The organism is Saccharibacillus sacchari DSM 19268 (assembly GCF_000585395.1).
GTDB classification, from domain to species: domain Bacteria; phylum Bacillota; class Bacilli; order Paenibacillales; family Paenibacillaceae; genus Saccharibacillus; species Saccharibacillus sacchari.
In genome coordinates, this window is record NZ_KK073875.1 from 1,221,948 (window position 1) to 1,234,468 (window position 12,521).

The 12,521-nt window shown below is 52.0% G+C and carries 12 protein-coding genes; 2 read left to right on the top strand and 10 right to left on the bottom strand.

Features of this window, described 5'->3' with window-relative positions:
- Nucleotides 1-212: 212 nt before the first annotated feature.
- From SACSAC_RS05385 to aroD, 5 genes are all read right to left on the bottom strand, one after another.
- A complete protein-coding gene (locus SACSAC_RS05385; RefSeq protein WP_037292113.1) occupies nucleotides 213-2,855 on the bottom strand; it encodes an AAA family ATPase in 2,643 nt (880 codons plus the stop codon).
- 4 nt (nucleotides 2,856-2,859) lie between these two features.
- Entirely contained in the window at nucleotides 2,860-4,176 is a 1,317-nt protein-coding gene (locus SACSAC_RS05390) for a class I SAM-dependent methyltransferase (RefSeq protein WP_051506891.1), read from the bottom strand.
- Nucleotides 4,177-4,182: 6 nt separating this feature from the next.
- Entirely contained in the window at nucleotides 4,183-4,980 is a 798-nt protein-coding gene (locus SACSAC_RS05395) for a nucleotidyltransferase domain-containing protein (protein WP_211251329.1), read from the bottom strand.
- A gap of 203 nt (nucleotides 4,981-5,183) precedes the next feature.
- Nucleotides 5,184-5,747 (bottom strand): hypothetical protein, encoded by a 564-nt coding sequence (locus SACSAC_RS05400; protein WP_037284230.1) that lies wholly within the window; start codon nucleotides 5,745-5,747, stop codon nucleotides 5,184-5,186.
- Between the two features lie 299 nt (nucleotides 5,748-6,046).
- The gene (gene aroD / locus SACSAC_RS05405; protein WP_037284234.1) at nucleotides 6,047-6,802 is read right to left on the bottom strand and encodes a type I 3-dehydroquinate dehydratase; all 756 of its coding nucleotides are present in this window, start codon (nucleotides 6,800-6,802) and stop codon (nucleotides 6,047-6,049) included.
- Nucleotides 6,803-7,037: 235 nt separating this feature from the next.
- Between aroD and SACSAC_RS05410 the strand changes: the two genes are divergently transcribed.
- Entirely contained in the window at nucleotides 7,038-7,238 is a 201-nt protein-coding gene (locus SACSAC_RS05410) for a helix-turn-helix transcriptional regulator (protein ID WP_037284238.1), read from the top strand.
- A 3-nt stretch (nucleotides 7,239-7,241) separates the two neighbouring features.
- Entirely contained in the window at nucleotides 7,242-7,631 is a 390-nt protein-coding gene (locus SACSAC_RS05415; RefSeq protein WP_037284240.1) for a hypothetical protein, read from the top strand.
- A gap of 509 nt (nucleotides 7,632-8,140) precedes the next feature.
- Here the strand turns inward: SACSAC_RS05415 and SACSAC_RS05420 are convergent.
- The 5 genes from SACSAC_RS05420 to SACSAC_RS05440 all read right to left on the bottom strand — a co-directional run bounded on the left by SACSAC_RS05420 (nucleotide 8,141) and on the right by SACSAC_RS05440 (nucleotide 12,396).
- Complete coding sequence (locus SACSAC_RS05420) at nucleotides 8,141-9,034, bottom strand: L,D-transpeptidase family protein (RefSeq protein WP_037284243.1); 894 nt, start codon at nucleotides 9,032-9,034, stop codon at nucleotides 8,141-8,143.
- A gap of 303 nt (nucleotides 9,035-9,337) precedes the next feature.
- Nucleotides 9,338-9,889, bottom strand: coding sequence for a hypothetical protein (locus SACSAC_RS05425; RefSeq protein ID WP_037284246.1), 552 nt, complete (start codon nucleotides 9,887-9,889; stop codon nucleotides 9,338-9,340).
- 91 nt (nucleotides 9,890-9,980) lie between these two features.
- On the bottom strand, nucleotides 9,981-10,826 hold the full coding sequence (locus SACSAC_RS05430) for an undecaprenyl-diphosphate phosphatase (protein WP_037284249.1): 846 nt from the start codon (nucleotides 10,824-10,826) through the stop codon (nucleotides 9,981-9,983).
- Between the two features lie 159 nt (nucleotides 10,827-10,985).
- Nucleotides 10,986-11,705 carry a hypothetical protein gene (locus SACSAC_RS05435; protein WP_037284253.1) on the bottom strand — a complete coding sequence of 240 codons (720 nt, stop codon included), beginning with the start codon at nucleotides 11,703-11,705 and terminating at the stop codon, nucleotides 10,986-10,988.
- 22 nt (nucleotides 11,706-11,727) lie between these two features.
- On the bottom strand, nucleotides 11,728-12,396 hold the full coding sequence (locus SACSAC_RS05440) for a deoxynucleoside kinase (protein ID WP_037284255.1): 669 nt from the start codon (nucleotides 12,394-12,396) through the stop codon (nucleotides 11,728-11,730).
- Nucleotides 12,397-12,521: the final 125 nt, after the last annotated feature.

Genomic DNA, 12,521 nt, shown 5'->3' on the forward strand with positions numbered 1-12,521 from the left:
TTTCTCCATTTCAAAGGCGAACGCTATCGCTCTTTCACTGAATTCTCCTCTCCGTCTTCTCACTTCCAGCTACGTTGGGCTTTCTCGAAACGTTCAAGCCCCTCTTTCTTCTAAGAGAAAGAGGGGCTTTTTTATGTGCTTATTGAAATAGGATGATTTCTACTTGGCATATAACCTTCGAGGATTTGATTCAAGAACTTTGATCGTATCCCTTACAACCGCGGATCGATCTCTTTCTCTCCGGCCACTTCGAACAGCAAATCTGATGCGGCTTCGCGGTATTCCGTATGATCCGGCGAGATTTCGTCGATCGGGACGTTCAGCATGCGCTGTCCCAGCTTATGCTCCGCGATCGAAGTACGCAGTTTGCGTTGAATGCTTTTTTGCTTGATGAGCTTGGCGTATTTGTGCGGGAAACGGTAATCGTAGCCGTACACGATCGTCAAATAATCCGGGTTGCGGATCTTCATGTTGGGCGCGACGCCGTCGGCCGGAAGCTCAGGCTTGACGACGACGCCTTCCATGCCGCGATCCAGCGTAAGCTTGCCGAAGAAGTCGGAAGCCTGCTCGTAAGCGTCAGCCGCCGACAAGTCGAGCGTCAAAGCTTCGTCGTCGGACAGCCATGCGTACAATTCGGACTGCTTGCGCGTCTCGCCCGGAAGCTCTTCCCGTCCGTCTTCGTAGACGATCTTGAGCAGTCCGAACGGCTTGTATTCGGCTTCGCCTTCGCCCGCATAGAGTCCGAGCTGACGGTCGTACACGGCGTAAGCTTCTTCATGCGCTTCCAGCGGCATACGAGCCTGGCGGATCTCATGCACGTATTTGTAGTTCTGGTAAGCGCCGTTGCCGTATTTGTCGATCAGCTTGCTTTTGGAATCGTGAATCCGGTCTTGCCCGAAGCCGCTATTGTCGTAGTCCTCGTTCAAGCGGTCGAGCGCCTGCTCGAAGCCGTGCTCTTTGAGGAATGACAACTCGCTGCTCAGCGCCGCGCCGATCGGACGGAACTGGCGCTCGATCAGACCTTCGCCAAGCGTGTGCCACGGCATCAACTCTCCGTCGAGAATCAGGATGTGGATACCGTTTTGCGCCATGTATTCGCCGAAACGTTCCAGCAGCTTTTCATACACGGCCGTCAGGTCGACCTGTTTGATCTTATAGCCGTTGCGGCTGACCGCGAAACTTTCTTCCGCCGTCCGATGCAGATACAGATTACAGCGCGAACCCATGTATTTCGGCTGCAAAATGACTTCGTTCACGCCATTTCCCCGGAAATAATCCAGCCCGCGGCGCAGCGATTCCAGTTCTTCCGCATTCATGTCTTTGTCCGAAGGAGACATGGTGCCCGAGATAAAATTGATTTTATGCCGCGAAATATAGCGCAATCGACGCACGTCGTCCTCGCTCAACTCGCGCGGCTGAACACGTCGTTCCTGACGGAACAATGTCGGCAGCTCATCCGGTACGCCGGCGACCGCCGATTTATGCGATTTGAAAAACGGCTTGTAGCCCATGCTGACCGAAGTGAGCATATTGCCGTGCGCCGCTCCCGTGTCCAGATGCAGTTTGTTGCGGATACGAAACGCCTGCTTCGCCGCCACGTGGCCGAACAGATGATACGGATTATTGCCGACCGCGTCGCGCTGCAAAAAGGACAATTGATCTTCTTTCGGCACATCAGGCATTAAACGGAACGTGCGCTGGTGGCGCTGCGCGTAGTTATCCAGCTTGCCGATGTATTTGTTCTCGCACGGCGCATGGGTCACGTAAAAGGACGGCTGACCTTCGCCTACGCCGACCCGGCGGTAAAACGGTTGGGATGCCTCCACCAGCTCGTCAAACTTGGCACGCAGCGCTTCGTCTTTTTGCAGAACCGGGATCGAATCGAAGTAATTGTCCAACAGTTCGCCGTCCACGCCCGCGATTTCGCCGCGCATGTATTTGTAAACGAAGTTCTCGTGGTTGCCTTTGACGAACAGGAAATGCTCCCGGTTCGCGTGCAAAAACTCGATGGTATCGCGCGTCCGTTTGCCTTTGTCGATCCAGTCGCCCGCCAGGATGAACGTCGTCCGTTTTAATTTATCGGGCAGTACCAACCGTTCGTCGTCCAGCTTGCAGCCGTAATCGAGCAGCAGGCCTCTAAGCGCATCCGTGCTTTCATGCACGTCGCCGATTACGATATAATCGCGTCCTTGCGGCAGAATGCAGTCGACGTACTCCGCTTCATTTTCAACGATAACGGAGTAGACGGTCGGTTCGTCCGATTGAAGATCGGCCTCGGAACCGGTGTTCGGCGGATCGGACTTCCGCGCGGACACGCCGCCGAAATCTTTCGCTTTTATCCGGTGGACCGCATCGTACTGCTCTCTCGCGAGCACCGGCAGAACGTCTTTTTTCAGCCGGTTGATATGGTTCGAGATCAGCCGCTTGGAGCGTTCGGACGCGTAATAGTCGCTGCGTTTGCGGTAATCGAACACGACGGCTTCCACGCGGTAATGATTGGCTTTCGCGATCGAACGTACCTGCTGACGGAAATCTTCGGACAATCCCGTCGTATCGACGATGACGAATTCGGCATTGATCGGGAACGTCGTGGCCAGCTTCAAGCGTTCGAACAATAGCGCAAAGGTCTGTTCGCTCGCCTCCAGCATCACCGAATCGTATTTGTCGTAATCATACCCGAGCATCTCCTGCCGAATCCGGTCGGACGCCAGCAGCTGCACGTTGCCTTGCAGGCCGCGTTCTTCGTTTTTCAGACGCAGCTTCGGCAGCAGAACGCGTTCGGCAAAGGTTGTTTTTCCGCATTCCGTCGGGCCGACCAACATCAGTACCGTATGCACCTTCGTGCGGATTTCCAGCGTTTTAGGCGTGGATTCGCTCATTGTTTTCTCCTCCTTTTCCCGTCGATTCAAGTTTGGTTTCCCGCACGAACAATACGCCCTGCGTCGTCGTCACGTCATTGACCCGGTCGCCGATCTCCAGCCATTCCGTGTGCAATCCGCGTCCTTTTTCCAGCTGTTCGATCCAAGCCCGGAACTCGGCCTGCTCCATCTCCCAATCGTGGTCGTCGTGCCTCATGCCTTCCAGCTCGTAAAAACGGTTGAAATCGGCATTCGGCGTCGTGATCACGAAACGGTCAAAGTCCACCTTGTCCAGCACCTGCCGAATCAGCGCCGCCGCTTCGTCTTTGCCCATATGCTCGACGACTTCGGTGAGAATGACGTCGACCTGCTCGCCGTTGTAGGTTTCCAAAAACAGCCCAAGCGAAGCGAACGGAACCAGGTTGTCGAGTTCTTTGCTTTCGGCTTTGCGGACGGTCTGCTGCAAGACTTCTTCGTTCACGTCGATCGCGTAATAGTTGTAGTCGTCCTTGATCCGGTCCGCGTAAGGAATGGCATAAAAGCCTTCGCCGCAGCCAATATCGAGAATGGATTTGTCGAAAGACAATTGCTCGGAAATGACGCTGCGCCGCTGATAGGCCGTGCCGCCGAAGTCGAATGCGATCTTGTAGCGGTCCGTCCGTTCCAGCTCGCCCACGTATTTGCGGAAACGCGATCGGGAACCGAGGAAGTTGCGGACGAACAGGCTGCGGATATAAAACGGCGCGTCGATGATATTCACGCTGCGCGCATACTTTTCCAATACCGCATCGCTGACGTCCAGAAATTCTTTGCCGAACATGGACAGGAATAAAAATAATACGCTCGCCGAGTGCAGCAGATAGTGAAGATTGCGCTCGGTCGTCATTTTCAACGAGTAACTTTTATGAGCCAGATGCGTGAGTTCGAATTGAATATCCGGCAGATGCTTGGCAAAAAAGTGAATGTAGCGGTCGCGCTCCACATGCACCATGTTGATGAACAGCGTCGAGGTGGCGCCGTCCGTGTCCCGTTCGTCGGGCTTGAGCGGATGCGAGAAAAACTCGTTGATCGCGTTCAGCGGAAACAGCGGCGTATTATAACGGGAAACGTTAAGATACTCGAACTCTTCCAGCTCGCTGCGTTTGTACGAAACTTCGTTGTCCGCGTCTTTGAAATACACGTTGAACGTCTGCGGATCGCTGTACCAGCCGTAGGCCAGACCTTTGCGGATCGGACGGATCAACATGCCGGTCGACGGATTTTTGCGGATTAAAAAAGAAAAATCAGGATGAGTCGAGCTTAGTTGGACGATAGCCATATTGATTTACGTCTCCCTCCAGGCCGCTCGCAGTACGGAAATAAATAACGGATCGAGCCGATCGTCGACCGACTGTCCGGAATCCGGCATGCGCGGGGCTTGCTGTTCATAATAAAAAATTTGAGTTTCCAGATATTGATTAATAACCCCGATTCGAGGCTCTGCTTTCAGTTCGATGCCTGATTTTTTGCGTTCCAGCAGTCGGTCGATCGCCGTTCGAAGTTCGCCGGGCTCCAGGATCGTGTCTTTGAGCGCGTCGAACTCCATAGGCGGCATATCGCCGAAACGTTCGATCCAGGCACAGGCGAGCAGCGGGCGCAGTACATAAAAATACTTTTTGCTGTGTACCGTCTCCCCTTGCAGGTAGTCCCGGTAATTGCCGCGAGCCATGTGGAGATAATGGAACGTGCAAGCTTTGGCGGAAAAGGATAGACCGGATAAGCTGCGGATTGGATTCGTCGCTTCCGGCTGATCTTTGTACACGATCGGCGATTGCAACCATTCAAGCAGCGGTGGATTGCTTTTACGGAATAAACGTAGTGCTTTGCGCAGATCCCAGCCGTTCACGTCGAGCAGATCGCTGATCGGCCGCTCGATCACGTCGCGACGGTTGAATACGGACAGATACCAATCGGGTTCGTGCACATATAGAAAACGCACGTCATAATCACTATCCTGCGAAGGAAACCCCCATGCGCGGCTGCCGGATTCGCAGGCGTACAGGATACGAACTTTTTCTTCGCGTTCGATCCGGGACAGCTCGGCTTGGATGTTGGACAGTACGACCGAATCAGTTAGGGTCATGTTCGGGTTCCTCCTTTTATTTGGTTAAGATTGTGTTTGATTGTAAAGGATCGGCGCAAGCCGCGGAAGGGCAAAAGTATGGCGATAAAAAATGAACGCATGCAAAAAAGCCCCGAACCGCTATGCGGTTCAGAGCTTCTTATACCGGAGATATCCGGGAGTATGATTAGAATTCAGAACAGACTTTTAGCGTTGACAAGGTATTATTCCGCTTTTACAGCCGTTTCGCCTGTTACTTTCGCGCCGTCTTCAAGTTTGAAAGCGTCCAGTTGTTCTTGCGTCGAGAAGTACAGGTTGCCTTCGACCGTAGCATCCACGACTTGGAAACCGTTAGCCGTTACGTATACGTCGCCTTTGAACGTTCCGCCTTGAATACGCGCGTTTTCGCTGTTTACCGTCAGTTTTGGAGCAGTCAGCGTGTAGCGTGCGGTTACGTTGCGATCGGCGTCTTGCGCGTACAGCGCGATTTTACGTGCAGGCGCGTCTTTATTTTCGAATTGTCCGTCCAGAACCAGATCCTGATCAATCGTCATGTCGTTCAGAACCGCGATGATCCAAGTTCCTTTCGCGCTAATTGCATTCAAGAATGCGTCGTTGTCGTTGACAATCGAAGCCGTTGTTTGTACGTCTGCTGCCGGAGTCTCAGTCGTTGCCGCCGGAGTTTCTGTTGCTGCTGGTGTTTCTGTCGTTGCGGCGTCGTTGCTTCCGCATCCTGCCAAGAGTGCAACTCCCAATACCAGGCCCATGCCTACTGCTGCTTTTTTCATGCGTAATTTCTCCCCTTATGAATGTCTTCTCTTTACTTTGTTCAATATATCACAATGTTAAATTTAATAAAGTAACATTTTTCACAAAGTTTTATCTATTTTTTGAACATCACAAATTCAGGGCGGCCTAGGGCATGTTTTCAAACCTGCCAATGTGCATCTTTTGCTGAGGTTTGAAGACACGCCCTAGCAGCCGATCCGAATTTCAAATAAGGGTTGCGATGAGCCTAACCCAACAATAAAAACCGGAATCCGTCTGTATTGAACGAATTCCGGCTCAGTATGAGCAGTGGCAAAGATTAAGCGTATAGCGCGTTCAAAATCACTCTCAACTCCGCTACCGCCAGTTGTCCGGGCGCAGAGGCATTTTTCGCCGCTCCGAAAGTCAACGCAGACCCGAAAGTCCCTCCGGCGATGCGACTCACTACGCCCGTCTGAGCCATCGACATCGTAATGATCGGGCCGTGTTCCTCGGAACTGACCTCGTAAGTTACCGCCAGTAGCGTCAATACATCTCCGGGATTCCGAGGCATCACCGCAATCTTCGGAACATCGGCGCCAAGCTCTCGTGCCAGGCGAAGCCGCGAAGCTAGTTCTTCCTGCGAAGGGGTCGCGTTAAAATCATGATTCGACACGATCGAAACGGCACCCAGCCGACGCACCTCCGCCGTTAATTCGCGCACGACCTCATCCCCGGTAAACAGCTCGATATCGATCACGTCCGCATGACCCGAAGCAGCCGCTTCGCGATTCAAGCGGGCATATGCTTCCGCATTCAGTTCACGCTGCCCGCCTTCGCGAGCACTGCGAAACGTAAAGATCAGCGGAATATTTCCGAGCAGATTGCGCAGTTCCGCAAGCTGCCCCAGTACGGCCTCTACCGAATCCGCCTTTTCAAAAAAGTCTACTCGCCACTCCGCAAAATCCAAATCGACCGTACGCAGCAGCCCGGCCTCCTCGCGCAGCTCTTCCTTCGTCCGTCCGGTCAGCGGCACACAAATTTTAGGTACGCCTTCGCCCAGACGTATCCCTCTGATTTCCACAATGCGGCTCATTCCCTTTTGCTCCTTTCACCAACGATCTTCCTGATGCTTATTCTTCTACGGTAACGCATATCCGCGTTAATTACTAGAGACAGTTGCAGGATGCGTTCGAACGCGATAACGGATATTTGGGTTTAAATACTTCTCAAGTGTCAAAAAGTCTTTACACCTTTCTGTTTTTTATCTATACTCAAAGTGTCAAATATATTTGACACTTCTTGATCCTACTATAGAAAGCGGTCCTGCCATGCAAAATCGTATCAAAGAACACCGGGAACAACTCGGCTTGTCTCAGGGACGCCTGGCCGAACTATGCGACGTCAGCCGTCAAACGATCAACGCGATCGAAAACGACAAATACGATCCCGGCCTCCAGCTTGCCTTCGACCTTGCCCGCATACTCGGACTTACGATGGAGCAATGCTTCATTCCGGAAAGGAAGGAATAAACCATGACCACCAAACGCATCCTCAGTTGGGTTGCCGGAACAACCGCCATCATTATCACCAGCTATACGCTGTACAAAGTGTTCTCCGGACAACCTACAGGCTTCAACGAAATACTCGCGATCGGCTCTACCCTAATGCTGTTCTTCTCAGTTGTAACCTGGGGTCGCAAAGGCGAAGACAACGGCATCCGCCAAGACGAGGAGTTGGGCAAGCGCATCTCCGAAAAAAGCGGCATGATCGGCTACTACATCCTGCTCGCCCTGCTGTTTCTTGCGTGCGTCAGCGAACAATGGTTCTACGGTACCCAGTCGCCTTTCCTCCTGATCCTGCTCGTGATCGGCCTGTTCCTGCATCCGATGATCGAATTCGTGCAAGTTCGGAAATACCGTTAAACAGAAGACCCGACTCAACGACTCACCCTCCATCTAAGAAAAATACCTTAAACAAACCGCAAACCTGAACCCAATACCTGCATACATCCATCTATTTCGCCCCAAACATCCTGTCCCGAAAAATTAAATACATATATACAGTTAATCACCGAGAATACGCAGAAAAACAGAACAACCAGACCCATTAACTGTATATATGCACTTATTCCCCGATCCTCTTCCCATACTCCCGAAAATAAATGTACATATCCACTTAATCAAAAAAGCCCCGATCCCACCGAAGTGGAAACCGAGACTTTTGATCTTCGTTCTTCTGATTTCTTCTCATTCACACATCAGAATCTGATTTAGGGCAATGCCCCTAAATCTCTTTCCCTTTCACCAACCCGAGAATGTTATTCTCCTGCCGAAGTCCCAGCGTAGCGGAGGGAGAAATTCAGGTCAAAACGCCTTTGAACCCGGAGGGTGAGACAGCGTTTTGACCGAATTTCTCCCGCAGCGCAGCGCCCTTACTTCGGCGCGATCAGAGAAACAACGTTCTCTTTCCCATACCATTTTACCGTATATCCCGACAGCTTCGACACGTCGCGCAGCGGAACGTACAACTTGTTGCCCACAAAGCGCGAAGCCGTCATGTTAACCGACTTGCCGTTCACTTTCGCAGTCTTGGACTTTGCGGTGTGAACGATCGTTTTTTTGCCGACCGTCGCGGTAACCGTCATGTTTTTGGCATTCCAGTTCACTGTTCCGCCCAGCATCTCGAACCCTTCGCGCAGCGGCACGTACAGCGTCGAGTCGATGTTCATGATCTTGTCTTCCATCTTTTGCAGTTTGCCGTTCACGAACACGCTGCCCGTGAATTCGCCGCTGCCGCTGACCGAGTAACCGTTGTTGGCCGCGATTTGCTCGAAGCTCAGGCTCGAAGTCGTGATCACGGCGTACGTGCCTTTATCGACTTTCTCGAACAGCCCGCGAATCTCTTCGTTGTGCATGCGAATGCAGCCCGCGCTCACATATTTGCCGATCGAATTCTCGTTGCTGTTGCCGTGGATCGCGTAAGTAGTGCCGTACGTGCTGCCTACTTCAAGACCGAGCCAACGATCGCCCAGCGGATTTTTCGGATCCCCGCCCGGAATGTTATCTTTATAGTAAGGACGGTTTTTGATTTTGTTGACGATCTTGAATTTGCCTTCCGGCGTCAAATCGTTCGTCTTGCCGGTAGCTACGGAGAACGTGGCATTCAGCTTGCCGTTATCGAAAAAGGCCAATTTGTTCGTCTTTTTGTTGATAATAATCAGTTGCCCCGTACTTTCGGCGGCCTGCGCGGCTCCTGCAAACGAAAAGCTTCCTACGAACAGAGCCAATAAAGTCAGCGCCGCCATCCATCTTTTTAAATTTTTCATGATGATCCCCTTCCTGGTGCGTCATGCGCTTCTGCGTTGCGAATCGGACGCTCTTCTTTACTTTAGACGTTAGCTATGCGAGACAAGTTGCACAAATCGACAAGGTTTTCCTCAATTGCTCATATGTTCACGTTTCGCAAAACGTCCTCGCCTTATTTTACCCGAAACTAAACCGCTTGCTATTGTTTTGCGCAAAAGCGTCAAAACTGTATCTTTTCTCATAACACCCGTCCGCTGCAACCCTTATTTTAAAGATTCGTTATTTCGAAAAGGCCGCTGAATTGTATCCGAATCGTAAACATTTTACCGGAACCATTCACGGAATTGATCGGCGATCGGCTTCAGCACTTCCTTTTTCAACCAGGATAACGGAGGCAAAAAAACGGTTCGCCACAGCCAGCGCAGCGGACGAACCACGATCATGCGCCATAACGCCGCCAACATTTTCCCGATCCATACCGCCGCAATCTCGCAAGCGCGCAGCACCGGTTTCAAAATATGCACGTAAAAACCCCGAAGCAGATACACCCAGAGAAATCGTAGCGGAACATAAAGAATATAGTAGAAAAACGGATAAACGATTCCTTTCCATATGAAAAGAAGCAGCGGCTTCAGCAGGTTTTTCCACAGCCAACGCCCCGGAATTTCAAACACGCACCGCCACAGCGGCTCCAGCAAAAATCGCCAGACCCAAGCCGTAATCGGCATTACGATCCGCAGCATGAGCCAGGAGGTTATCGGTTCCAACACTTTGTTCCACAACCAGCCGAATGCCGTTTGGATCAGATAGATCGGAAAGTACAGCACGAACACGAGACCTTTGAGCAGGTTTTTCATCAAATGCGGGACAGTCATGCGCCTTCTCCCTTCCTTTCCGATATCTAAAAGAAAAAGCCCGTACGGCCACTAAGGCTATACAGGCTTCAATTATACCGCTGTTCGTCGATCAGAACCAAACCAGGTAAATGATCGCCGCCAATACGATCCGATAGATCGCGAACGGAATCAGCTTGACCCGGTTGATCAGCTTCAGGAAGAAACGGATCGAGATGATCGCGAATACGAAAGCGCTAATGAATCCGACGATAAAGTACGGCAGCGCGTCGATCGTAAAGTACTCCCAGTTTTTCACGATGAACAACAGGCTCGCGCCCGCCATGATCGGCACGGCCATGATGAACGTAAAATCGGCGGAAGCGCGGTGGCTCATCCCGACCAGCACGCCGCCCGAGATCGTCGCGCCGGAGCGCGAAAAACCCGGCCACAGCGACAAGCATTGGAACAGCCCCATCGAGAGCGCTTTGCCGTATGTAATCTCGTCCACGTTCTCGATCACCCGACGATTCGATCGGCGCATCACGAGGTCGGCCACGATCATCAGGATCGCTCCGGCCACCAGCGCCCATAATACCGTTTTGAGCGAAAACAAATGCTCGTCGATGTAATCGTCGAACAGCAGACCCAGTACGGTCGCAGGCAGCAGACCGACCAAGATATGCAGCAGGTTCAGTTTCGGCGTGCCTTTGGGAGCGCCGGAATGCCGTCCTTTCAATCCGAGCAGTTCATAGAACTTTTCGCGGAACAAAATAACGACGGCCAAAATCGAGCCCAACTGGATCACGACCTTGAACGTGTTGGCCACGTAAGGAGAACCCAAAAACTCTTTCGACTTCAACCATAGATCGTCGACGATAATCATATGCCCGGTCGACGATACCGGCGCAAATTCCGTCATCCCTTCGACGAAGCCCAGAATCAGTGATTTAAATAATGAAAATAAATCCCAATCCACACTCTCACGCCTCTCTCCACTTTCTTTTGTCTGATTCAATTCAACTCATCTTAGCACGGCGGCAGCGGAATAAACCAGCGCGCGTCGAAAGGACTGAAAGCCGGAATTTTTCCGGTTTCCAGTTTTCTTTTGCCAAAGCCGACGACATCGTTAAATTCGTTACTTCGCGTACTCCAACAGCGCTATTGCCGCACGTGCACGAAGCTCCGAATTATCGCTGCGAAGCATGTCTCGCAAGACGGTAATCGCTTCACGAAGCGTCTCCTCATCCACCTGCGCACCCGAGCGTTCTTTGGCATGCGCGCCCGAACGATTCACGGCAGATTGAAGAGAGTGTATGCCGTGTGACTCAGCTTCTACTGCATTCGCAAAGCCAGAGACGTTGCCTCCGGGCGATTGCGCCGCGAACAATTCTAACCCAGCCAGATCAACCGGCAGCGGGAAAGAAGCGATATTCGCGACTTCTGCTTCATTAGATGTCGAGACGAAGTCTCGCAGCAACGGGTTCAGCGAAGATTCCGGCAGCACGCCGAGCCAGGTGACACCCCGCCGATGGCAAGTCGCTTCTTCCGGGCTATCGTAGTCGTCTCGGTAATAATAGTCGCCGAGATCGCCCAACCAGACATTCCCTTGAGTCGAAACGACCACGTAATCGCCGTCCTCCATGCCTTGTACGAAGATGTCCACGTCTGCAAGGGCACGCCGTAATCCGGTCCCTTCATATCCATACACCCGTTTAAGCCGCTTAGAAACCTCCGATTCGTCCGCATGTTCAAGATTCCCGATTCCCGGGTATCCCATGCTGACAAAACAGTCTCGCAGAAAGTCCTCCATACGGCTTCGTCCCTGCACGAACGGCGAGATTCGAAACAGATTCATGACCGCCACCTCCGCTGATGAATTAGACGTTCAAGCTTGCTTTGGCCCTGCGCGATTCTTGAATGGCGACTCCGATTCTGGAAATGATGTCATCCAACGAAGAAGGATCGTTTACGTCGTATTCGTCGATATTGAGACGCAATACCGGGCAAGCGTCGAAGCTGCCGATCCAATCCGCGTAACGTCCGTGCATCTTTTCCCAGTACGTCACTTCGGTCTGAATCTCCATCTCGCGGCCGCGCTCCGTAATGCGTCCGAGAATGGAGGGCAGACTGCCTTCCAGATAAATAAGGACATCCGGATGCGGGAAGTAAGGCGTCATCACCATCGCTTCGAACAGGCTCGAATACGTCTCGTAATCGACCGCGGACATCGTGCCTTGATCGGCGTGCATTTTGGCGAAAATTCCCGTATCTTCATAGATCGAGCGATCCTGCACGAAACCGCCGCCGGCTTCGAAGATCGCTTTTTGTTCTTTAAAACGCTCCGCGAGGAAGTAAATCTGCAAATGGAAACTCCAACGTTCGAAATCGTGATAGAACTTTTCCAGGTAAGGATTATGGTCAACCTTCTCCAGCGAGGTCCGGAAATCAAGGCGCTGCGCAAGAGCAGCTGTCAGCGTCGATTTGCCTACGCCTACTGTACCGGCTACCGTAATCAGGGCATCGGAGGGAATAGAGATTTGTGTCATCGTTAAAGTCAGACTCCTTCTGTTTGAATAACTTGAAATAGTACCTTGACCGCATTAAATCCAAGGTTTCCGATGAGCGTAACCTAACATCTTAAGCGGTCATGGTAATAGGCTCTACTTCCGAT

Bases quoted from the DNA above. Each gene is read 5' to 3' on its own strand.
- SACSAC_RS05390 (WP_051506891.1), bottom strand. From the start codon at position 4,176: ATGGCTATCGTCCAACTAAGCTCGACTCATCCTGATTTTTCTTTTTTA.
- SACSAC_RS05395 (WP_211251329.1), bottom strand. From the start codon at position 4,980: ATGACCCTAACTGATTCGGTCGTACTGTCCAACATCCAAGCCGAGCTG.
- SACSAC_RS05400 (WP_037284230.1), bottom strand. From the start codon at position 5,747: ATGAAAAAAGCAGCAGTAGGCATGGGCCTGGTATTGGGAGTTGCACTC.
- aroD (WP_037284234.1), bottom strand. From the start codon at position 6,802: ATGAGCCGCATTGTGGAAATCAGAGGGATACGTCTGGGCGAAGGCGTA.
- SACSAC_RS05410 (WP_037284238.1), top strand. From the start codon at position 7,038: ATGCAAAATCGTATCAAAGAACACCGGGAACAACTCGGCTTGTCTCAG.
- SACSAC_RS05415 (WP_037284240.1), top strand. From the start codon at position 7,242: ATGACCACCAAACGCATCCTCAGTTGGGTTGCCGGAACAACCGCCATC.
- SACSAC_RS05420 (WP_037284243.1), bottom strand. From the start codon at position 9,034: ATGAAAAATTTAAAAAGATGGATGGCGGCGCTGACTTTATTGGCTCTG.
- SACSAC_RS05425 (WP_037284246.1), bottom strand. From the start codon at position 9,889: ATGACTGTCCCGCATTTGATGAAAAACCTGCTCAAAGGTCTCGTGTTC.
- SACSAC_RS05435 (WP_037284253.1), bottom strand. From the start codon at position 11,705: ATGAATCTGTTTCGAATCTCGCCGTTCGTGCAGGGACGAAGCCGTATG.
- SACSAC_RS05440 (WP_037284255.1), bottom strand. From the start codon at position 12,396: ATGACACAAATCTCTATTCCCTCCGATGCCCTGATTACGGTAGCCGGT.